At 67.6% G+C, this 19,052-nt stretch carries 18 protein-coding genes; 11 read left to right on the forward strand and 7 right to left on the reverse strand.

Annotation, left to right across the window (positions count from 1 at the left end):
- Positions 1 to 12 precede the first annotated feature (12 nt).
- From MBSD_RS04705 to MBSD_RS04715, 3 genes are all read right to left on the reverse strand, one after another.
- Entirely contained in the window at positions 13 to 585 is a 573-nt protein-coding gene (locus MBSD_RS04705) for an outer membrane protein (protein WP_062535551.1), read from the reverse strand.
- A gap of 379 nt (positions 586 to 964) precedes the next feature.
- Complete coding sequence (locus MBSD_RS04710) at positions 965 to 1,582, reverse strand: outer membrane protein (protein WP_187300552.1); 618 nt, start codon at positions 1,580 to 1,582, stop codon at positions 965 to 967.
- A gap of 153 nt (positions 1,583 to 1,735) precedes the next feature.
- The gene (locus tag MBSD_RS04715; protein WP_062535555.1) at positions 1,736 to 2,326 is read right to left on the reverse strand and encodes an outer membrane protein; all 591 of its coding nucleotides are present in this window, start codon (positions 2,324 to 2,326) and stop codon (positions 1,736 to 1,738) included.
- Positions 2,327 to 2,560: 234 nt separating this feature from the next.
- Here MBSD_RS04715 and tkt point away from each other — a divergent pair, with 234 nt between their 5' ends.
- Positions 2,561 to 4,561 (forward strand): transketolase, encoded by a 2,001-nt coding sequence (gene tkt, locus MBSD_RS04720; protein ID WP_062535557.1) that lies wholly within the window; start codon positions 2,561 to 2,563, stop codon positions 4,559 to 4,561.
- Positions 4,562 to 4,657: 96 nt separating this feature from the next.
- Here tkt and MBSD_RS04725 read toward each other — a convergent pair whose 3' ends face one another.
- Both MBSD_RS04725 and MBSD_RS04730 read right to left on the reverse strand, forming a co-directional pair.
- Positions 4,658 to 5,308 carry an HAD hydrolase-like protein gene (locus tag MBSD_RS04725; protein ID WP_336603249.1) on the reverse strand — a complete coding sequence of 217 codons (651 nt, stop codon included), beginning with the start codon at positions 5,306 to 5,308 and terminating at the stop codon, positions 4,658 to 4,660.
- Entirely contained in the window at positions 5,305 to 6,483 is a 1,179-nt protein-coding gene (locus MBSD_RS04730; protein WP_062535559.1) for a phosphoglycerate kinase, read from the reverse strand. The genes MBSD_RS04725 and MBSD_RS04730 overlap by 4 nt, the downstream gene beginning before the upstream one ends.
- A gap of 163 nt (positions 6,484 to 6,646) precedes the next feature.
- Between MBSD_RS04730 and maiA the strand changes: the two genes are divergently transcribed.
- Positions 6,647 to 7,315 carry a maleylacetoacetate isomerase gene (gene maiA, locus MBSD_RS04735; protein WP_062535560.1) on the forward strand — a complete coding sequence of 223 codons (669 nt, stop codon included), beginning with the start codon at positions 6,647 to 6,649 and terminating at the stop codon, positions 7,313 to 7,315.
- Between the two features lie 9 nt (positions 7,316 to 7,324).
- Here maiA and MBSD_RS04740 read toward each other — a convergent pair whose 3' ends face one another.
- Entirely contained in the window at positions 7,325 to 8,437 is a 1,113-nt protein-coding gene (locus MBSD_RS04740) for a PilT/PilU family type 4a pilus ATPase (RefSeq protein ID WP_062535562.1), read from the reverse strand.
- A gap of 68 nt (positions 8,438 to 8,505) precedes the next feature.
- On the opposite strand from MBSD_RS04740, the gene MBSD_RS04745 reads away from it, so the two are divergent.
- The 4 genes from MBSD_RS04745 to MBSD_RS04760 all read left to right on the forward strand — a co-directional run bounded on the left by MBSD_RS04745 (position 8,506) and on the right by MBSD_RS04760 (position 11,969).
- Positions 8,506 to 9,021, forward strand: coding sequence for a DUF4398 domain-containing protein (locus MBSD_RS04745; RefSeq protein ID WP_062535564.1), 516 nt, complete (start codon positions 8,506 to 8,508; stop codon positions 9,019 to 9,021).
- Positions 9,018 to 9,929 carry an OmpA family protein gene (locus MBSD_RS15345; protein WP_187300553.1) on the forward strand — a complete coding sequence of 304 codons (912 nt, stop codon included), beginning with the start codon at positions 9,018 to 9,020 and terminating at the stop codon, positions 9,927 to 9,929. Before MBSD_RS04745 ends, MBSD_RS15345 begins: the two co-directional genes overlap by 4 nt.
- A gap of 302 nt (positions 9,930 to 10,231) precedes the next feature.
- Positions 10,232 to 10,459, forward strand: coding sequence for an HP1242/YdcH family protein (locus tag MBSD_RS04755; RefSeq protein ID WP_062535566.1), 228 nt, complete (start codon positions 10,232 to 10,234; stop codon positions 10,457 to 10,459).
- A 139-nt stretch (positions 10,460 to 10,598) separates the two neighbouring features.
- Entirely contained in the window at positions 10,599 to 11,969 is a 1,371-nt protein-coding gene (locus MBSD_RS04760; RefSeq protein ID WP_062535568.1) for a pyridoxal-phosphate dependent enzyme, read from the forward strand.
- 48 nt (positions 11,970 to 12,017) lie between these two features.
- On the opposite strand, the gene MBSD_RS04765 is transcribed toward MBSD_RS04760, so the two are convergent.
- Positions 12,018 to 13,430, reverse strand: a complete 1,413-nt coding sequence (locus tag MBSD_RS04765; protein WP_062535570.1) for a mannose-1-phosphate guanylyltransferase/mannose-6-phosphate isomerase — start codon at positions 13,428 to 13,430, stop codon at positions 12,018 to 12,020.
- 133 nt (positions 13,431 to 13,563) lie between these two features.
- On the opposite strand from MBSD_RS04765, the gene MBSD_RS04770 reads away from it, so the two are divergent.
- From MBSD_RS04770 to MBSD_RS04790, 5 genes are read left to right on the forward strand one after another with little or no spacing between them, the layout of a single operon-like run.
- Positions 13,564 to 14,736, forward strand: a complete 1,173-nt coding sequence (locus MBSD_RS04770) for a trans-sulfuration enzyme family protein (RefSeq protein ID WP_062535572.1) — start codon at positions 13,564 to 13,566, stop codon at positions 14,734 to 14,736.
- Positions 14,737 to 14,746: 10 nt separating this feature from the next.
- Positions 14,747 to 15,610, forward strand: coding sequence for an ABC transporter permease (locus MBSD_RS04775; protein WP_336603250.1), 864 nt, complete (start codon positions 14,747 to 14,749; stop codon positions 15,608 to 15,610).
- Positions 15,600 to 16,967, forward strand: a complete 1,368-nt coding sequence (locus MBSD_RS04780) for an ABC transporter ATP-binding protein (protein ID WP_062535574.1) — start codon at positions 15,600 to 15,602, stop codon at positions 16,965 to 16,967. The genes MBSD_RS04775 and MBSD_RS04780 overlap by 11 nt, the downstream gene beginning before the upstream one ends.
- A 2-nt stretch (positions 16,968 to 16,969) precedes the next feature.
- Positions 16,970 to 18,310, forward strand: a complete 1,341-nt coding sequence (locus MBSD_RS04785; protein WP_187300554.1) for a sulfotransferase family protein — start codon at positions 16,970 to 16,972, stop codon at positions 18,308 to 18,310.
- Between the two features lie 29 nt (positions 18,311 to 18,339).
- Positions 18,340 to 19,050, forward strand: coding sequence for a glycosyltransferase family 2 protein (locus MBSD_RS04790; RefSeq protein WP_187300555.1), 711 nt, complete (start codon positions 18,340 to 18,342; stop codon positions 19,048 to 19,050).
- Positions 19,051 to 19,052 lie beyond the last annotated feature (2 nt).

Below are 19,052 nucleotides of genomic sequence, written 5' to 3' on the forward strand. Positions count from 1 at the left end.
TGCGCGGCTGCGTCAGAAGCGGTACTCGGCGCCGACCGACAGCAGGTCGCCCTTGGCGTCGACGTCGGAGTCGTTGGCCCAGTAGCGGTCGTAGTTCAGGCCGACGCTGACGTTGTTGCTGAAGTCGTAGCCGAAGCCGATGCCGCCGTAGTACTTGCTCTTGGTGTCGCTGCCGCTGACGGAGATGCCGAAGGCATTGCCGCTCAGCTTGCGGTGCGCGCTGAAGAAGCCGGCGCGCGCGGAGAAGTACCATTGGTCGGCGATGGCGAACTTGCCGTTGACGCCGGCATTCCAGCCGCTCAGCTTGAACTCGGCGCTGGCGCCGGGGGCCCGGTCGGTGAACTTGCCGAGGTCGACGTAGCCGCCTTCGACGCCGAGCAGCACGGACGGCGACACCGCCCAGCGGTAGCCGGCGTTGATGGCGAAGCCGGTGTCGGTGTCGTCGGAGGCGTGGATGCCCTTCAGCTTGGACTGGCCGGCCTGGCCGTTGATGAAGGCGCCGTTGCTGTAGTCGGCGGCCTGGCTGAGGGTCGGGACAGCGAAGGCGCAGGCGACGAGCGCGAGCGCAAGCATGCTCTTCTTCATTTTCGGATGTCCTGTAGTCTGGCGATGTTTCGGCGCCGCCGGCCGATGCGCGGTCGGCGCTCCCTGCCGCGCTCGATTCCTGTGAGCGCAGCACGGCGATTTTAGGGACGCGTGCGTCGGCCCGCCATGCGTTGGGTCAAGGCGTGAGGAAAAGAACGGGCGCCGTACGGCGCCCGTTCAGTTGGAGAGTGTGGTGCGAGCGGGGGGAGGGGCGGCGCCTGTCCCGAGGCGTCGGTGCTCGTGGCCACACGCGGCCCGCCTGCGCGGGCCGGTCGGAAGGCCCTGTGTCCGGCCTTCGAACCCTGGCTGCGCCGCGCGTGTGGGGCGCGCGGCGCATGTCGATGGGAAGGCGCGGCGCCCGCGCGCCGCGCCCGCCGCGTCAGAAGCGGTACTCGGCGGAAACCGTGGTCAGGCCGCCGCTCAGGTTCACCGTGTCCTGCTTGGCGCGGAAGTAGTCGTAGTTCAGGCCGAGGCTGAGGTGCGGGTTGAAGTCGTAGCCCGCGCCGACGCCGGCGTAGTAGTCGACGCCCCAGCCGCGGTTGTCGTGGTCGTAGTTCACCGGCACGCCGGCGGCGTCCGTGTAGGTGCGTCCGCCGATCCAGTCGAACGCGCCCAGGCGGCCGCTGAGATACCAGTGGCTGGCGACGTTGACGTGCGTGTTCACGCCCAACGTGTAACCGCGCAGGCGCGCGGGGTCGTAGCCGCTGACGCTGGCCGAGGATTTCGGCCGGAAGTTGCCGAGGTCGGCGTAGCCGGCCTCGACGCCGAACAGCGCCGGACCCGCGGCCCAGCGGTAGCCGAAGCTGGCCTGGCCGGCGGTGTCGTTCTCGCGGTACGGATAGTGGTTGAACGTGGATTGGCCGGCGCCGACGTTGGCGAACCAGCCGGAAGTCTGCGCGGCGGACGCCGCGGCATCGGTTTCGGCCGCGTGGCTCGGAGCCGCCAGCAGGGCCGCCGCGGCGACGGCGATCGCGGCACTCGGCATCTTGATATGCACGGGGTCACTCCTCTCGTTCTCCATCCGCGGACGGCACGCCGCCGGCGGAACGGCGGGCGCCGTCCGCGGATGCCTGGATGGGTTGGTCCGCGCGGCGCGCGGACCTTCAAGGGGCCGCGGCGCCGGGTGCGCCGGCGCCGCGGCGGCCGCTCGTCAGAAGCGGTACTCGGCGCTCACCGACCACATGTCGGTGCTGAGGTCGAGGCCCTTGTTGTCGGCCTTGTAGTAGTCGTAGTTCAGGCCGACGCCGAAGTTGTTGCTGAAGTCGTAGCCGAAGCCGACGCCGCCGTACCAGTCGGTGTTGTCGGCGCTGATGCGCACCGGCGCCGTGCCGTTGTCGTTGACGCCGTGGCCGGTCCAGCCGTAGATGCCGGCGCGCGCGCTGGCGTACCAGTTCGGCGTGAAGTTGAAGTGGCCGTTCACGCCCGCCGTCCAGCCGTGCAGGTGCGACTTGTCGTGGGCCACCACCGGATCGCTGTTGAAGACGTTCTTCAGCTTGATGTTGCCGAGGTCGTTGTAGCCCACCTCGACGCCGAGCAGCGCCGACGGGCTCACCGCCCAGCGGTAGCCGCCGTTGACGGCGTAACCGGTGTCGCTGTCGTCGTACGGGCCCTTGTTGACCGAGGCCTGGCCGACGTTGCCGTTGACGAACCAGCCGTTGGTGGCGCCGCCGTCCTGGGCGAAGGCCGGGGCCGCGGCGACGCCGGCGGCGATGAGGGCGAGGGCAGTCAGGGACTTCTTCATGGGGAGAATCTCCGATCTTTGTTGGAAACCGCGGCGCGGGGATGCGTCGCGGCGAAGGTGCCCGGCCTTTGTTCGCCATCGCGGCCGGGTCACGCGGCGACCGTAGTTGGGGCGCCCTGAACGCAATTACAACACTCATGCGTTCAGTATTTGCTCAGGAACCTGAGCGCGCGACAAACGCCGCCCCATCGGCGACAATTTCGGCTTTGTTGCCCGCCTTTCCCGGAGATCCCGATGCCGACGCGCCGCGAACTTGCCAACGCCATCCGCGCCCTCGCGATGGACGCCGTGGAGGCGGCGAAGTCCGGTCATCCGGGCATGCCGATGGGCATGGCCGACATCGCCGAGGTGCTGTGGAACGACTTCCTCAGCCACAACCCCGGCAATCCCGGCTGGCCCAACCGCGACCGCTTCGTGCTCTCCAACGGCCACGGCTCGATGCTGCAGTACGCGCTGCTGCACCTGACCGGCTACGACCTGCCGATCGAGGAGCTGAAGCGTTTCCGCCAGTTGCACTCGCGGACCCCCGGCCATCCGGAAGCGCGCGAAGCGCCCGGCGTGGAGACCACCACCGGTCCGCTCGGCCAGGGCCTCGCCAACGCCGTCGGCATGGCGCTGGCGGAGAAAGTGCTGGCGGCGCGCTTCAACCGCGAAGGCTTTCCGATCGTCGACCACTACACCTACGTGTTCGCCGGCGACGGCTGCATGATGGAGGGCATCTCGCACGAGGCCGCCTCGCTGGCCGGCACGCTCAAGCTCGGCAAGCTGATCGTGCTGTACGACGACAACGGCATCTCCATCGACGGCGAAGTGCACGGCTGGTTCACCGACGACACGCCGAAGCGCTTCGAGGCCTACGGCTGGGAGGTGATCCGCGACGTCGACGGCCACAATCCGGAGGCGATCAAGGCGGCGCTGGTCTCGGCTGCGCTCGATCCCGGGAAGCCGACGCTGATCTGCTGCAAGACCGTGATCGGCTTCGGCGCGCCGAACAAGCAGGGCAAGGAGGTCAGCCACGGCGCCCCGCTCGGCAAGGACGAGGTCGCCCTCGCGCGCCAGCAGCTCGGCTGGACGCACCCGCCGTTCGTGATCCCCGACGCGATCTACGACGCCTGGAACGCCGAGGCCAAGGGCGCCGAGCGCGAAGCCGCATGGAACGCGCTGTTCGCGCGCTACGAGCAGGCCTACCCGGAACTGGCCGCGGAGTTCAAGCGGCGTCTGGCCGGCGAACTGCCGGCCGGCTGGCAAGCGCACGCCGAGGCCTACATCCGCCGCCTGCAGGCGGAAGGCCCGGTGGTCGCCTCGCGCAAGGCCTCGCAGATGGCGCTGGACGCCTACGGCCCGCTGCTGCCGGAGCTGATCGGCGGTTCCGCCGACCTCGCCGGCTCCAACCTGACCGTGTGGAAGGGCTCGAAGGACGTCAACGGCAGTGACGGCCGCGCCAACTACGTCTACTTCGGCGTGCGCGAGTTCGGCATGAGCGCGATCGCCAACGGCCTCGCCCTGCACGGCGGCTTCCTGCCCTACGACGCCACCTTCCTGGTGTTCTCCGACTACGCACGCAACGCCGTGCGCATGTCCGCGCTGATCCCGGCGCGCGTGATCCACGTCTACACGCACGACTCCATCGGCCTCGGCGAGGACGGCCCCACCCACCAGCCGGTCGAGCACCTGGCCAGCCTGCGCTACATCCCGCGCAACCACGTGTGGCGCCCGTGCGACGCGGTGGAATCGGCGGCGGCGTGGAAGGCGGCGATCGAGCGCCGCGACGGCCCGACCTGCCTGGTGTTCTCGCGGCAGAACCTCGCGCACCAGCCGCGCGACGAGGCCCAGCTCGCCGCGATCGCGCGTGGCGCCTACGTGCTGTCCGATCCGCCCGAGGCGAAGTTCCAGGCGATCCTGATCGCCACCGGCTCGGAGGTGGAGCTGGCGATGGAAGCGATGCGCGCGCTGGCGCAGCAGGGCATCGCCGTGCGCGTGGTGTCGATGCCGTGCGCGGAGGTGTTCGACGCGCAGCCCGTGGAGTACCGCGAGGGCGTGCTGCCGTCGTGGTGCCGCGCGCGCGTGGCGATCGAGGCCGGCACCGCCGACTACTGGCGCAAGTACGTCGGCCTGGACGGCGCGGTGATCGGCATGACGAGCTTCGGCGCGTCCGCGCCGGCGCACGTGCTGTTCGAGCACTTCGGCTTCACCGTCGCCAACGTCATGGACGCGGTGAAGCGCACGCTGCGCTGATCTGCGTTTGCGGGCTGATGACGATGCCGCGCCTGCGCGGCATCGTTTTTTGGGGGGGCGCGCGGCCGGAACCAATCGCCGCGGGCCGGGAGAGGCTCAGGCTGTCAGCAGGCGGCCCAGGTGACCGGGATCGCGCGCCAGCGCATCGGCGCCGGCGGCCTGCAGTTCCTCCCGGCTGTCGAAGCCCCACAGCACGCCGATGCCGGCGACCGCGTTGGCGCGCGCGCCTTCGATGTCGAAGCGGCGGTCGCCGATCATGGCGGTGTCGCCGGGCGCGGCGCCGAAGTCGGCCAGTGCGGCGGCGATCATCGCCGCCTTGCTGCAATGGCGACCTTCGGCGTCCGGCCCGTAGACGCGCGCGAAGGCGCCGCCGAACGGCAGGTGGGCGACGATCCGTTCGGCTTGCGGGCGCATCTTGGTGGTCACGATCGCGAGGCGATGACCGTCGGCGGCGAGCGCCTCGATGAGGTCCGGCATGCCCGTGTAGACCTCGTGCTCGGCCCAGCCGACGGCGTCGAAGCGCTCGCGGTAATGGCACACGGCCTGCTCGACCCGCGCGGGATCGTCGCCGACCACGTCCGGAAACGTCTGCCGCAGCGGCGGGCCGATCCAGCCGCGCAGCGTTTCCGCCGGCGGCGCCTCGACGCCCATGCACGCGAAGGCGTGGCGCATGCAGGCGAGGATGCCGCGCTCGGAGTCGATCAGCGTGCCGTCGAGGTCGAACAGGCAGAGCACGTTCGCGCTCAACCCTTCGCGCGCTGCTCCAGCACCGCCACCGCCGGCAGGGTCTTGCCCTCGAGGAATTCGAGGAACGCGCCGCCGCCGGTGGAGATGTAGGAGATGCCGCTCTCCACGCCGTACTTGTCGACCGCGGCCAGGGTGTCGCCGCCGCCGGCGATGGAGAAGGCGTTCGATGCGGCGATGGCCTTCGCCAGCGTCTCGGTGCCGCGGCCGAAGGCGTCGAACTCGAACACGCCGACCGGGCCGTTCCATACCACCGTGCCGGCCTTGGCGATCAGCGCGGCGTAGCGCGCGCTGGTTTCGGGGCCGATGTCGAGGATCATCTCATCGGCACCGACCTGATCGACCGGCTTGACCGTCGCCGGCGCGGTCGCCGAGAACTCCGGCGCCACCACCACGTCGCTCGGGATCGGCACCTCGGCGCCGCGCGCCTTGGCGTCGGCGATCACCTTGCGTGCGGCATCCAGCAGGTCCGGCTCGGCCAGCGACTTGCCGATGCCGTGGCCGGCGGCGAGGATGAAGGTGTTGGCGATGCCGCCGCCGACGATCAGCTGGTCGACGCGGGCGACCAGGTTCTCCAGCAGGGTCAGCTTGGTCGACACCTTGGAGCCGGCGACGATCGCCAGCAGCGGTCGCGCCGGCGCGTGCAGCGCCCTGGCCAGCGCGTCCAGCTCGGCGCCGAGCAGCGGGCCGGCGCAGGCGACCGGGGCAAACTTCGCCACCCCGTGCGTGGAGGCTTGCGCGCGGTGCGCGGTGCCGAACGCGTCCATCACGAACACGTCGCACAGCGCGGCGTACTTCTTCGCCAGCGTCTCGTCGTCCTTGCCCTCGCCGACGTTCATGCGGCAGTTCTCCAGCAGCACCACCTCGCCGGGCGCGACGTCGACGCCGCCGAGATAGTCGCGCACCAGACGCACCGGGCAGCCCAGCGCCTGGCTCAGCCAGTCGGCGACCGGCGCCAGCGACTCGGATTCCTCGAACACGCCCTCCTTCGGCCGGCCGAGGTGCGACATCACCATCACCCGCGCGCCGGCCTCGCGCGCCAGGCGCAGCGTGGGCAGGGCGGCGTCGAGGCGCTGCGTCGAGGTGATCCTGCCGTCCTTGATCGGCACGTTGAGGTCTTCCCGGATCAGCACGCGCTTGCCGTGCAGGTCGAGGTCGGTCATGCGGAGGACGGCCATGGTTTCGGTTCCGTATCGTGGAAAAGGAGGCATCCGCGCCGCGGCGTGCCGGCGAACGAGCCGCGTATTGTCCGCGGCCGCCGCGGGGCAGGCAAATCGGCCCTTCAAAGCCACCGCGGCTCGGCGTACGCTGCGCGATCCCGGCGGCACGCGGAGGACGTTCATGCAATACGGACTGGTGCTCTACAGCTATTGGCGTTCCAGCGCGTCGTACCGCGTGCGCATCGCCCTCAACCTGAAGGGGCTGCCGTATGCGATCCGTCCCGTGCATCTGGTGCGCGAAGGCGGCGAGCAGCATCTGCCGGCCTACCGCGCGCTCAACCCGCAGGAACTGGTGCCGGTGCTGAAGGACGGCGAGCGGGTGATCCGCCAGTCGCTGGCCATCGTCGAGTATCTCGAGGAAGCCTACGAGGGCGAAACCAAGCTGTTGCCGGTGGCGGCGCGCGACCGCGCGCGCGTGCGTGCGCTGGCGCAGATCGTCGCCTGCGACATCCATCCGCTCGGCAACCTGCGCGTGCTGCAGTACCTCGATCGCGAGTTCAACGTGCCGCAGGTCGAGCGCGAGCAGTGGATGCGGCATTGGATCGCCGCCGGCTTCGACGCGCTGGAGAAGCTGCTGGCCGACAACCCCTGCACCGGCCGCTTCTGCGAGGCGGACACGCCCGGCTACGCCGACCTCTGCCTGGTGCCGCAGGTGTACAACGCGCAACGCTGGGGGCTGTCGCTGGAGCCGTATCCGACCATCCGCCGCATCCACGACGCCTGCATGCAGCTGGACGCCTTCCAGCGCGCGCGCCCGGAAGCGCAGCCGGACGCGCCCAGACCGGAATGACCGCCGCGCTCAGAACGCGTTGACGTCGTAGGGATCGGGCTCGCCCAGCGTGTTGCCGCCGCCGCCTTCGGCGAGGCGGATCTTCAGCGCCAGGCCGTCGCGGGAGTCGGCCTTGGCCAGCGCTTCCTCCAGCTCGATCTTGCCTTCCTTGTAGAGGCGGTACAGCGACTGGTCGAAGGTCTGCATGCCGTCCTGCAGGCTGCGGTCCATCGCGTCCTTGATCTCGTGCACCTGGCCGCGACGCATCAGGTCGCGGATGTGCGGCGTGTTGATCAGCACCTCCACCGCCGGCAGGCGGCGGCCGTCCTTGCCGACCACCAGACGCTGGCTGATCACCGCCTTCAGGTTCAGCGCCAGGTTCATCAGGATGTTCTTGTGCGCCGATTCCGGGAAGAAATTGAGGATGCGCTCGATGGTCTGGTCGGCGTTGTTGGAGTGCAGCGTGGCCAGGCAGATGTGGCCGGTCTCGGAGAACGCGATCGCCGCCTCCATCGTGTCGACGTCGCGGATCTCGCCGATCATGATCACGTCCGGCGCCTCGCGCATCGCGTTCTTCAGCGCCTCGTGGTAGCTGTGCGTGTCGAGGCCGACCTCGCGCTGGTTGACGATCGACTTCTTGTGCCGGTGCAGATACTCGATCGGGTCCTCGATGGTGAGGATGTGCCCGGAGGAGTTGGCGTTGCGGTGGTCGATCATCGCCGCCAGCGTGGTCGACTTGCCCGAACCGGTGGCGCCGACCACCAGGATCAGGCCGCGCGGCTCCATGATGATGTCCTTGAAGATCTGCGGCAGCTTGAGCTGGTCGATCGTCGGGATCTCGCTCTTGATCGCGCGGATCACCATGCCGACCTCGCCGCGCTGCTTGAACACGTTGATGCGGAAGCGGCCGGCGTCCTTCACCGCGATCGCCATGTTCAGCTCGAGGTCGCGCTCGAACTGCGGCACCTGGCCTTCGTCCATCAGCGAGTAGGCGATCTTCTTGACCATGCCGCTGGGCAGGCCGGTGTTGCCGAGGGGGTAGAGCTTGCCCTCGACCTTGATGTTCACCGGGGCGCCGGTGGTCAGGAACATGTCCGACGCGCCCTTGTCTACCATCAGCTTCAGGAAGTAACCGATGTCCATGTGACCGCCCGCATTGCAATGATGGAGCGCGGTTCCCCACAATAGCCCGCGCTTCGCAGGGGCCGTTTATGGCACGTACGTTCGCAAAAATCCAATACGCGCTTCCGCTTTTCGCGCTGCTGGCGCTGGCCGCCTGCGGCACCACCCCGCCGCCGACCGACGCGCTGGCGCGCGCCCAGGCGCAGGTCGAGTCGGCGCGCGCCGCCGGCGCCCGCGACTACGCGCCGGTCGACCTCGGCTTCGCCGAACAGAAGCTGGACGCCGCCAAGGCGGCGATGGCCGCGAAGAAATACGCCGATGCCGCCGACCTCGCCGACGAGGCGGGGGTGGCCGGCGAACTGGCGCGCGCCCGCGCGCGGCTGGCCAAGCTGCGCGCGGAGGTGCAGGACCGCACCGCCGAGAACGCCCGGCTGCGCGCCGAGATGCTGGATCGCGCCGCGGCCGCGCCGGCGGCCGCCGGCAGCGCGCCGGCCGCGGCCAGCAGCAGCGTGCAATTGCCGCAGATCGAGCTGGCGCCGGCCCCGGCCGGCAGCACGCCGAGGCCCGCCGGCAGCCAAGGCACGACCGACGGAGGCCAGCCGTGACGGGACGCCACTCCCTGCCGATCGTCCTTGGCGCGGCGCTGCTCGCCGGCATCGCGACCGCCCGCGCCGCCAAGCCGGACCTGGACTACCAGCGGCTCGGCGTCAGCCTCGCGCAGCTCGCCGCCGATCCGACGCTGGGCGGTTTCGCCCAGGGGGAACAGGCCCGCGCCCGCGACGCGCTGCAGCGGTTGCGCGACGCCGACCGCAAGACGCGCCCGCACGCGCTGTTCCTCGCCGAAAAGCTGATCGACCTGGCGGTCACCGCCGCGCAGATCGAGGACGCCCAGCGCAAGGTGGTCCTGCTCGAACGCGAGCACGACCGCATCCTGCTGGAGGCCAGCCGCCGCGACGCCGAGGCCGTGCGCGCCGAACTCGAGCGCCAGCGCCTGCAGAACCTGGCCGCCGCCGAGGAGGCGGCGCGGCTGCAGGCGCAGGGCGAGGAGGCGGCGCAGCAGGCCGAGCAGGCGCGCAAGGAAGCCGAGCAGGCGCACAAGCTGGCCCGCGCGCAGGCGCGCGCGGCGGCGCTGGCACGCAAGGAGGCTTCGCTGGCCGAGGCCGCCGTCGCGGCGATGCAGGGCAACCTGGACAACCTCAAGGCCGAATCCGGAGCGAACGGACGGCAGATGACCCTGGGCGCCGACATCTTCGCCGCCGACGGCACCAGCCTGCGTCCGGAGGCGAAGCGCCACCTCGGCCGGGTGATCGAATTCGTGCAGGCCGAGCCGGCCAAGCGCATCCGCATCGAGGGCCACGCCGACGCCGGCGGCAGCAAGACGCTGGCGCGCAAGCGGGCCGACGCGGTGCGTGCCGCGCTGATCGCCGCCGGGGTGGACGCCGGCCGCATCAGCACCAGCGGAAACGGCGGCCGGCACGACGGCGGGGTGGTCGTCAGCCTGGTCGGCGGTTGAACGCCAAACCGTTGTTTTAGCGATATTTTCACATCCAGTCGCGGTTTTGCGCAGGTGCGCGCGGGCGCGGTTGCGCCCCCCTGCGCAAAGGAGTAGCGTCGGGCTCATGGAGGGTCGTGCGGCCCTCCCGCAGCGACGGTCACTCCCGCATGCTCCTGCCCGCCGACCTCCCGCCCGCCTGCGCCGGTCTCCCGCGGCGCTCGGGCGCCCGATGGATCGGCCAGGCCCGCCCGTTTCCCCACCGCGACGCCGCTTCGCCAGCGCGGCGTCGCGCCCTGTCGTACGCCAGAGGAGGTCCGACGATGTTCGAGAACCAGCAGCGAGAAGATGTCGAGGCGCTGATGAAGGCGAATAGCGAGTTCCGCCGCCTTTATCAGCACCACCAGGAGCTCGACAGCAAGGTTCGCGACGCGGAACTGGGCGTGCTGCCCATGGACGACATCACGCTCTCCACCATGAAACGCGAAAAGCTGCGGGCCAAGGACCGCCTGCTGAAGATGTGGGAGCTGCACCGAGGACGCACCCACTGAAGGATCCCCCTGCGGCCCGCATCGCGGGCCGGCCGCCGGCTCGGCTATCATCCGTGCCTGCCCGTACGCGGGCAGATCGAGCCGACGACATCCCCGCCGCCGCGGCATCCGCCGCGGCGGCGCCCCGCACGGAGTCCGCATGAAGGTCCAATCCAGCGTCCTCGCGCTCATCGGCAACACGCCGATGGTCAAGGCGCAGCGCCTCGACACCGGCCGCTGCGAGCTGTTCCTGAAGCTGGAGAGCGCCAACCCCGGCGGCTCGATCAAGGACCGCATCGGCCTGAAGATGATCGAGGCCGCCGAGCGCGCCGGGAAGATCAAGCCCGGCGCCACCCTGGTCGAAGGCACCGCCGGCAACACCGGCATCGGCCTGGCGCTGGTCGCGCAGCAGAAGGGTTACCGCCTGATCCTGGTGGTGCCCGACAAGATGAGCCGCGAGAAGATCTTCAACCTGAAGGCGATGGGCGCGGAGGTGGTGCTGACGCGTTCGGACGTCGCCAAGGGCCATCCCGAGTACTACCAGGACCTGGCCGAGAAGATCGCCGACGAGACACCGGGCGCCTACTTCATCAACCAGTTCGGCAACCCGGACAATCCGGCCGCGCACGAGGAAACCACCGGCCCGGAGATCTTCGAGCAGATGGACGGCAAGGTCGACGCCATCGTGTTCGGCTGCGGCTCCTCCGGCACGATGACCGGCCTGTCGCGCTACTTCGCGCGCGTCTCGCCGCAGACCGAGCTGATCCTGGCCGACCCGGTCGGCTCGATCCTCGCCCAGTACATCAACGAAGGCACGCTCTCGACCAAGTCGGCGAGCTGGATGGTGGAAGGCATCGGCGAGGACTTCCTGCCGTCGATCAGCGACTTCTCCCGCGTGAAGAAGGCCTACGCGATCACCGACAAGGAGAGCTTCCTCACCGCGCGCGAGCTGCTGCAGAAGGAAGGCATCCTCGGCGGCTCCTCCACCGGCACGCTGCTGGCCGCGGCGCTGAAGTACTGCCGCGAGCAGACCGCGCCGAAGCGCGTCGTCACCCTGGTGTGCGACACCGGCAACAAGTACCTGTCGAAGCTGTACAACGACTACTGGATGCTCGACAACGGCTTCCTCGAGCGCCCGGCGTACGGCGACCTGCGCGACCTGATCCTGCGCCCCTACGCCCAGCGCGACACCGTCGTCGTCGCGCCGGGCGACCTGCTGGTCACCGCCTACAACCGCATGAAGCTGTACGACGTCTCGCAGCTGCCGGTGATGCAGGACGACCGCATCGTCGGCATCCTCGACGAGTCCGACGTGCTGATGCACGTCTACGGCGACGAGGCGCGTTTCCGCGATCCCGTCTCGACCGCGATGATCAGCAAGCTGCAGGTGCTGGACGTGAAATCGCCGATCGAGGCGCTGCTGCCGGTGTTCGGCGCCGGCCACGTCGCCATCGTGATGGACGGCGAGAAATTCCTCGGCCTGATCACCCGCATCGACCTGTTGAACTACCTGCGGCGGCGCGTGCAGTAGACGCGCTGTGGGCGCCCGGTGCGCCCCGCAGCCTGCGTGGCTGGCGCCTTAGCTGCGCCCGTAGGCGTCGTCGTAGCGGACGATGTCGTCCTCGCCGAGGTAGCTGCCGGACTGCACCTCGATCAATTCGAGCGGCAACTTGCCGGGATTGCGCAGGCGATGCACGCTGCCCAGCGGGATGTACGTGCTCTGGTTCTCGCCGAGCAGGAAGACCTTGTCGTCGCAGGTCACCTCGGCGGTGCCGGAGACGACGATCCAGTGCTCGGCGCGGTGGTGGTGCTTCTGCAGGCTGAGGCTGGCGCCCGGCTTGACCACGATGCGCTTCACCTGGAAGCGTTCGCCTGCCTCCAGCGAGTCGTAGCAGCCCCACGGGCGATGCACGACGCGATGGAGCGCATGTTCGCTGCGCCCCGAGGCCTTGAGCTCGTCGACGACGCGCTTGACGTCCTGCGCGGCGTCGCGATGGGCGACCAGGGTGGCATCCGGCGTCGTCACCACGATCAGGTCTTCCACGCCTACCGTGGCGACGAGGTGCCGCGCATGCGAGCGCAGCAGCGAATTGCGCGTGTTCATGGCGACGGTGTCGCCTTCGCGCAGGTTGCCGTCCGCGTCGCGCGTGCCCGCAAGCCACAGCGCCGACCAGGATCCGATGTCGCTCCAGGCGCAGTCCACCGGTACCACCGCGGCGTGCGCGGTCTTCTCCATCACCGCGTAGTCGATGGAGTTCTCGGGCACCCGGGCGAAAGCGTCGCGATCGATGCGGATGAAATCGAGGTCCGCGCGCGCGGAGGCGAAGGCCTCGCGCGCGGCCGCGAGCATGGCGGGCGCGTGCTGCTGCAACTCCTGCAGATAACGGGATGCCTTGAACAGAAACATCCCCGAGTTCCATTCGTAGCCGCCGTCGGCCAGGTAGGACTGCGCCGTGGCGAGATCGGGCTTCTCGACGAACCGGCCGACCCGATACGTGTGCGCGTCGATGGGATCGGCGCGGCGGATATAGCCGAAACCGGTGTCCGGTCGATCCGGGCGTATCCCGAAGGTCACCAGCCATCCCTGCTGGGCGGCGGGCCGTGCGCGTGCGACAGCGTTGCGGAAGCTGGCGGGATCGCCGATCAGGTGGTCGGCCGGCAGCACCAGCAGCACGGCGTCGGCATCGCTCGCCATTGCCTTCAGCGCGCCCAGCGCGATGGCGGGCGCGGTATTGCGGGGCAGCGGCTCGAGGATGATCGCCGCACCCTCCACGCCCGCATCCAGCAATTGGTCGGCGACCAGGAAGCGGTGGTCCTCGCTGGCGACCACGATCGGCGGTGCCGCGTCGGGCAGCTGTTCCGCCCGCTGCACCGTCTGCTGGAACAGCGTGCCGTCGCCGCTGAGGGCGAGGAACTGCTTGGGCAGGTTGCGCCGCGACACCGGCCACAGGCGCGTGCCGCTGCCGCCACTCAGGATCAGGGGGATCAACATGGCGGGTTTATGCCGTCAGTGTGGGCCATTCGTCAATCGTCGCGGAAGACAGCGGCATCGGCGGGCGATTCAGGCAGCCGACCGCTTAACGGGTAGAATCGGCAATCCGCCTCCGGCGTAGCCACCCTCAGCTATGACTGCCCAGAAGCACAAAGCTGCCTTGCACGGCCTCGGCACCCGCGCCATCCACGCCGGCCAGAGCCCCGATCCGTCCACCGGCGCGATCATGACGCCGATCTACGCGACCTCGACCTACGTGCAGGCCAGCCCCGGCAAGCACAAGGGCTACGAGTACTCGCGCACGCAGAACCCGACGCGCATGGCCTACGAGCGCTGCGTGGCCGACCTCGAGGGCGGCAAGGCGGGCTACGCATTCGCCTCCGGGCTGGCCGCGGCCGCCACCGTGCTCGACCTGCTCGACTCGGGCAGCCACGTGATCGCGATGGACGACCTCTACGGCGGCACCTACCGCCTGTTCGAGCGCGTGCGGCGCCGTTCCGCGGGACTCGATTTCACCTTCATCGACCTCGACGACATGCAGGCGCTGAAGGCGGCGCTGAAGCCGAACACGCGCATGATCTGGGCGGAAACGCCGACCAATCCGATGCTGAAGCTGGTCGATCTGGCCAAGCTGGGCGCGTTCGCGAAGAAGCACGGCCTGCTCCTCGTCGTCGACAACACCTTCAGCTCGCCGATGGTGCAGCGCCCGCTGGAGTACGGCGCGCACCTGGTGTTGCACTCCGCGACGAAGTATCTCAACGGCCACTCCGACATGGTCGGCGGCATCGTCGTCGCCGGCGACCATCCTGAGCTGGTCGAGCGGATGGCATTCCTGCAGAACTCGGTCGGCGCCGTGGCCGGCCCGTTCGACGCGTTCCTGGCCATGCGCGGCCTGAAGACGCTGCATCTGCGCATGCGCGCGCATTGCGCCAACGCGTTGGAACTGGCGAAGTGGCTGGAGCAGCACCCGGCGATCGAGTGCGTGATCTACCCCGGCCTCAAATCGCATCCGCAGCATGCGCTGGCGCGGCGGCAGATGGACGGTTTCGGCGGCATCGTCTCCGTCGTGGTGAAGGGCGGCCTGAGGAAGGCGCGGCGCATGCTGGAGCGCTGCGAGCTGTTCGCGCTGGCCGAATCGCTCGGCGGCGTCGAGAGCCTGATCGAGCATCCGGCGATCATGACCCACGCCTCGGTGCCGCCGGCCAACCGCAAGCGGCTCGGCATCAGCGACGCGCTGGTGCGTTTGTCGGTGGGGGTGGAGGACCTCGATGATTTGCGGGCTGAGCTGGCGTCGGCCCTCGAATGAGTGAATGGCGATGTACGCCACCGAACGCCCTGTGGGCGTCGATACAATGGACCGCACGTTTGTGCCGCTGCCGCGTATGCTTGCTCCAATCTCCGCGTTTATCCGCCATCGGGCGTTGACTTACCAGTTGGCGAAGCGCGATGTTCTCGGACGTTACCGCGGCGCCAGTTTTGGCCTGCTGTGGTCGCTGATGAGCCCGTTCCTCATGCTCATGGTGTACACGTTCGCGTTCGGCACGGTGCTGAAATCGAAGTGGCCCCAACTCGAGGCCGGGCACACCCATTATTCGATCATCCTTTTCGTGGGTGTGATCGTGCACAGTTTCTTCGCCGAGTGTCTGACGCGTTCGCCCGGGCTGGTGGTGAGTAACCAGAATTTCGTCAAACGCGTCATCTTCCCTCTGGAAGTGCTGCCGGTGTCGATGGTGTTTTCGGCGCTCTTCCATCTGTGCACCAACATACTGATTTTCATCGTATTGCGACTGCTGTTGGATGGCGACGTGGCGTGGACGATGGTATTCGCGCCCATTGTGCTGTTGCCGCTGTTCATTTTGACGCTCGGGGTCGCGTGGTTCCTGGCTTCGGCCGGGGTTTACTTCAGGGACATCGGCCAGATCGTGAGCGTGTTGGCCACGGCCATGTTCTTCCTCTCCTCGGCGATGCTCCCCATCGAAGTCATTCCGGAATCGTATCGATGGGTATTTTTTATCAATCCACTGACATTCATCATTGATCAGGCGCGCAACGTGATGCTATGGCAGGAGTTCCCGGATTGGTCCGGGCTCGGCCTCTATTGCCTGCTGGCGCTGTGCGTGGCGTATCTTGGGCATGCGTTCTTCGAGAAGACGCGACGAGGGTTCGCAGATGTGCTCTGACGTTGCCATCACCGTGCGCAATCTGTCGAAAGTCTTCCCGATATACGACAAGCCGCACCATCGATTCCTGCAAATGGTGATGCCGGGGCCGAAGCAACGCTGGTACCGCGAGTTTCACGCACTGAAGGACATCAATTTTGATGTTCGGCGCGGAGAAACGGTTGGTATCGTCGGGCGCAACGGTTCGGGGAAGTCGACGCTGCTGCAGATCATCTGTGGCACCCTCGCACCCACCCGTGGCGATGCCAAGGTCAATGGAAGAATCGCGGCGCTGCTGGAGCTTGGTACCGGCTTCAATCCGGAGTTCACCGGCCGCGAGAACGTGATCCTCAACGCCACCGTCCTCGGGCTCGACAAGAGTGAAATCGACGCGCGGTTCGATGCGATCGCCGCTTTCGCCGACATCGGCGAGTTCATCGATCAACCGGTCAAGAACTATTCGAGCGGCATGTACGTGAGGTTGGCATTCGCCGTGGCGATCAACGTGGATCCGGACATTCTCATCGTCGACGAAGCCCTTTCCGTCGGCGACGAGGCGTTTCAGCGCAAGTGTTTTGCACGCATCAACGCGATCCGCGATAACGGCGCCACGGTGTTGTTCGTTTCGCATTCGGCAGGCACCGTGGTCGAACTTTGCGACAGGGCCATCCTTCTCGACCGTGGAGAGCAGCTGGTCGAGGGGACGCCAAAGTATGTGGTTTCCCGATACCACAAGCTGCTCTATGCGCCTGAGTCCCGCGCCAGGGAGATACGCGAGCAGATCCGCGCCGAAGGGTGCGGCGGTGAACCCGTGCTTGGCGAGGATGCGGGAACGCGCGATGAATCGCTGCCTGCCCGCACCGTCGATGATGAATATTTCGACCCCTATCTCGTGCCCAAGAGCACGATTCAATACGTTTCCAAAGGAGCCACGATCCACGACGCGATGCTGACCACCCTCGCAGGGCGGCGGGTCAACGTGCTGCATGCAGGGAGGGAGTATGTTTATTCATACCGAGCGGATTTCGCCCGCAGCCTGTGCCGTGTCCGCTTCGGCATGCTGATAAAGTCGATCACCGGCCTCGAACTCGGCGGCGCGATCTCGGCGACGCCGAATGAGGCCATTGAAGTCGTCGATGCCGGTTGCAGCGCGCGTGTGCGTTTCCGATTCCGTTGCCTGTTGGCGCCCGGCGTTTATTTCCTCAATGCCGGTGTCGTTGCAGACCTGGGCGAGGGAGACGATTTCGTCGACCGCCACATCGACGTCGCGATGTTTCGTGTCATGCCGGACTCTTCGCGCCTGGCGACGGCGCTGGTGGATTTTGACGTCAAACCGAGCGTCGATCTGTTGAGACGGGTGCAGGCAGCAGGAACCTAATGATGGCCGTGAAGGCTCTCCTCGTGCTGGGCATGCATCGCAGCGGAACTTCGGCGTTGACCAGAGTGCTTAATCTCTGCGGCTTGCCCCTGGGCAGCGATTTCGTGCCCGCTTCCGCTGATAACCCTCGCGGCTTCTGGGAGCACCGTGAGGTTGTGGCGATCCATGAGCAGTTGCTCTCCGCGTTGGACCACAGGTGGGCTTCCGTCGCGCCCATGCCGGCAGGATGGCGTCACCACCCTGCGGCCGCCAAAGCGCGCGAGCGGTTGCATGCTTTGATCGACAAAGAGTTTTCCGGATTGCCGGTATGGGGTGTCAAGGACCCGCGGCTGTGCCGGCTCGTGCCCATGTGGATCGACCTTCTGGCCGAACGTGACGTCGAGCCACGATTTCTTTTCGTGGTGCGTGATCCTCGCGAAGTCGTCGAATCGATGTGGGTGCGAGACCGGCGCATGCCTCCGATCGGGGAGCTGCTCTGGGCGCAGCATGTCCTGGAGCCCGAACGCGCCACGCGCGAGCACAAACGCGCGATGGTGGCCTATGGCGAACTTTTCGACGACTGGCGGTCGGTGGTCGCTCGCGTGGAGGCACAGCTCGACATCGGTCTATCTACGTCGCCCGGGATCGAGGAGGAGGTGCGCGGTTTTCTCGACAGCGGGTTGCGGCATCATCGTTTCAACGCTTTGGAGGCGCCGAGCGAGAATGTTTCGAGCACGATTTACGCTGCGTGCCTCGACGCCAGGGACGACAGTCGCGCCTGGGCGCGCATCGCGCACATAGGCGCGGTCTACGAGCAAGGGCTTTCCATGTTCGGCCGCTGCCTGGATGATCTTTCCAGGGTGTTCGAGTTTTCGGAGGATGCGGCGAAAGCGGCGGGTGTCACCGCGCGCGGAGCGGACGCCGCGGCTTTTATTCGAGACCTGCAAGCCGCGATGGTGTCGCGTCAAGGCGAAGCGGAAGGCCTATGGCGCGAAAAAGAATGGTTCCGCGAACAGACGGACGCGTTGCGGCAGAAGGTGGATGCGTTGGAAAGACACCTCGCCGCCAAGCAGGCCGAAGCGGAATTCGTATGGCATGAGAAAGAGCGTTTCCGCGAGCAGGCCGAGGCGACGGCGCAACGGGCCTCCGATCTGGAGAAGTCGTTGGCCATCGAACAGGCCGGACGGGCGACACTGCGAGACGAACACCAGCACCTGAAGCGCGAACTGAACGATCTCCGCGAGCGCTTCGGTGCGCTGCGCCAGTGCCATGAGGCCGCACAGCATCGCCGGCTCTCGTTGCGGGAGCGATTGACCGGCCGTCCGGCGCGTGTTCAGGATATTTGGAAAACCGAAGGGGATTGAGGCGAAGGATGTCGCACACAAGCCATGACGTGAGCGCGGTCATTACGTTTCATCGCGAGGGCCTTCTGGCTCACACCACGTTGCTTTCGATCGAGCGGTGCCGGCGATTCGCTGAGGAAGCCGGCTTGTCCGTCGAGTTCGTCATCACGCTGGACAACGCCGATGTCGAGACGTTGCGAGTGGTGAAAGGGCACCAGGCGCTCCGCCCCGGCGACCAACTCCACGAGGTCGACTACAGAGACCTGTCTACTTGCCGTAACCACGCCATACAACACGCGCGCGGCCGGTATATCGGCACTTTCGACGGAGACGATTATTTCTCGGCCAATTGGATCGCGCGCTGCGTCGAACTCATCCGCCAGCATGGCGAGAAATTCATCTATCACCCGGAGATCATGTTCGCCTTTGGCGCATGGAACGCCTACTGGTGGCAAGTCGACCAGCTCGATGAGTACTACCGTCCCGGCGCGTTGTTGATCACCAACTATTGGAATGCATGCGCATTCGCGGCTCGCTCGGTTTTCGAGCGATGCCCATACCATGTCTCGCGCGTCGGCGAGGCGGGTTTCGGTTTCGAGGATTGGCATTGGAACTGCGAGACCATCGCGCATGGATTCGTGCACCGACTTGCGCGCGGAACCGTCCGCTTCGAGCGGAGGAAACACGGCGGCTCCCTTAATATCGCTCATCAGCAGGTCGGCGCGGTGATCCGCCCCTCCATCTTTTTCGAGCAACTCTGAGC

It is taken from the genome of Mizugakiibacter sediminis (assembly GCF_000953855.2).
In the GTDB taxonomy this organism is placed as follows: Bacteria; Pseudomonadota; Gammaproteobacteria; order Xanthomonadales; family Rhodanobacteraceae; genus Mizugakiibacter; species Mizugakiibacter sediminis.

Excerpts from the sequence above, each read along its gene's own strand:
- MBSD_RS04715 (WP_062535555.1), bottom strand. The coding sequence starts at position 2,326 with ATGAAGAAGTCCCTGACTGCCCTCGCCCTCATCGCCGCCGGCGTCGCC.
- MBSD_RS04770 (WP_062535572.1), top strand. The coding sequence starts at position 13,564 with ATGACTGCCCAGAAGCACAAAGCTGCCTTGCACGGCCTCGGCACCCGC.
- MBSD_RS04755 (WP_062535566.1), top strand. The coding sequence starts at position 10,232 with ATGTTCGAGAACCAGCAGCGAGAAGATGTCGAGGCGCTGATGAAGGCG.
- MBSD_RS04705 (WP_062535551.1), bottom strand. The coding sequence starts at position 585 with ATGAAGAAGAGCATGCTTGCGCTCGCGCTCGTCGCCTGCGCCTTCGCT.
- MBSD_RS04745 (WP_062535564.1), top strand. The coding sequence starts at position 8,506 with ATGGCACGTACGTTCGCAAAAATCCAATACGCGCTTCCGCTTTTCGCG.
- MBSD_RS04780 (WP_062535574.1), top strand. The coding sequence starts at position 15,600 with ATGTGCTCTGACGTTGCCATCACCGTGCGCAATCTGTCGAAAGTCTTC.
- MBSD_RS04775 (WP_336603250.1), top strand. The coding sequence starts at position 14,747 with ATGTACGCCACCGAACGCCCTGTGGGCGTCGATACAATGGACCGCACG.
- MBSD_RS04785 (WP_187300554.1), top strand. The coding sequence starts at position 16,970 with ATGGCCGTGAAGGCTCTCCTCGTGCTGGGCATGCATCGCAGCGGAACT.
- tkt (WP_062535557.1), top strand. The coding sequence starts at position 2,561 with ATGCCGACGCGCCGCGAACTTGCCAACGCCATCCGCGCCCTCGCGATG.
- MBSD_RS04730 (WP_062535559.1), bottom strand. The coding sequence starts at position 6,483 with ATGGCCGTCCTCCGCATGACCGACCTCGACCTGCACGGCAAGCGCGTG.
- MBSD_RS04740 (WP_062535562.1), bottom strand. The coding sequence starts at position 8,437 with ATGGACATCGGTTACTTCCTGAAGCTGATGGTAGACAAGGGCGCGTCG.
- maiA (WP_062535560.1), top strand. The coding sequence starts at position 6,647 with ATGCAATACGGACTGGTGCTCTACAGCTATTGGCGTTCCAGCGCGTCG.
- MBSD_RS04760 (WP_062535568.1), top strand. The coding sequence starts at position 10,599 with ATGAAGGTCCAATCCAGCGTCCTCGCGCTCATCGGCAACACGCCGATG.
- MBSD_RS04765 (WP_062535570.1), bottom strand. The coding sequence starts at position 13,430 with ATGTTGATCCCCCTGATCCTGAGTGGCGGCAGCGGCACGCGCCTGTGG.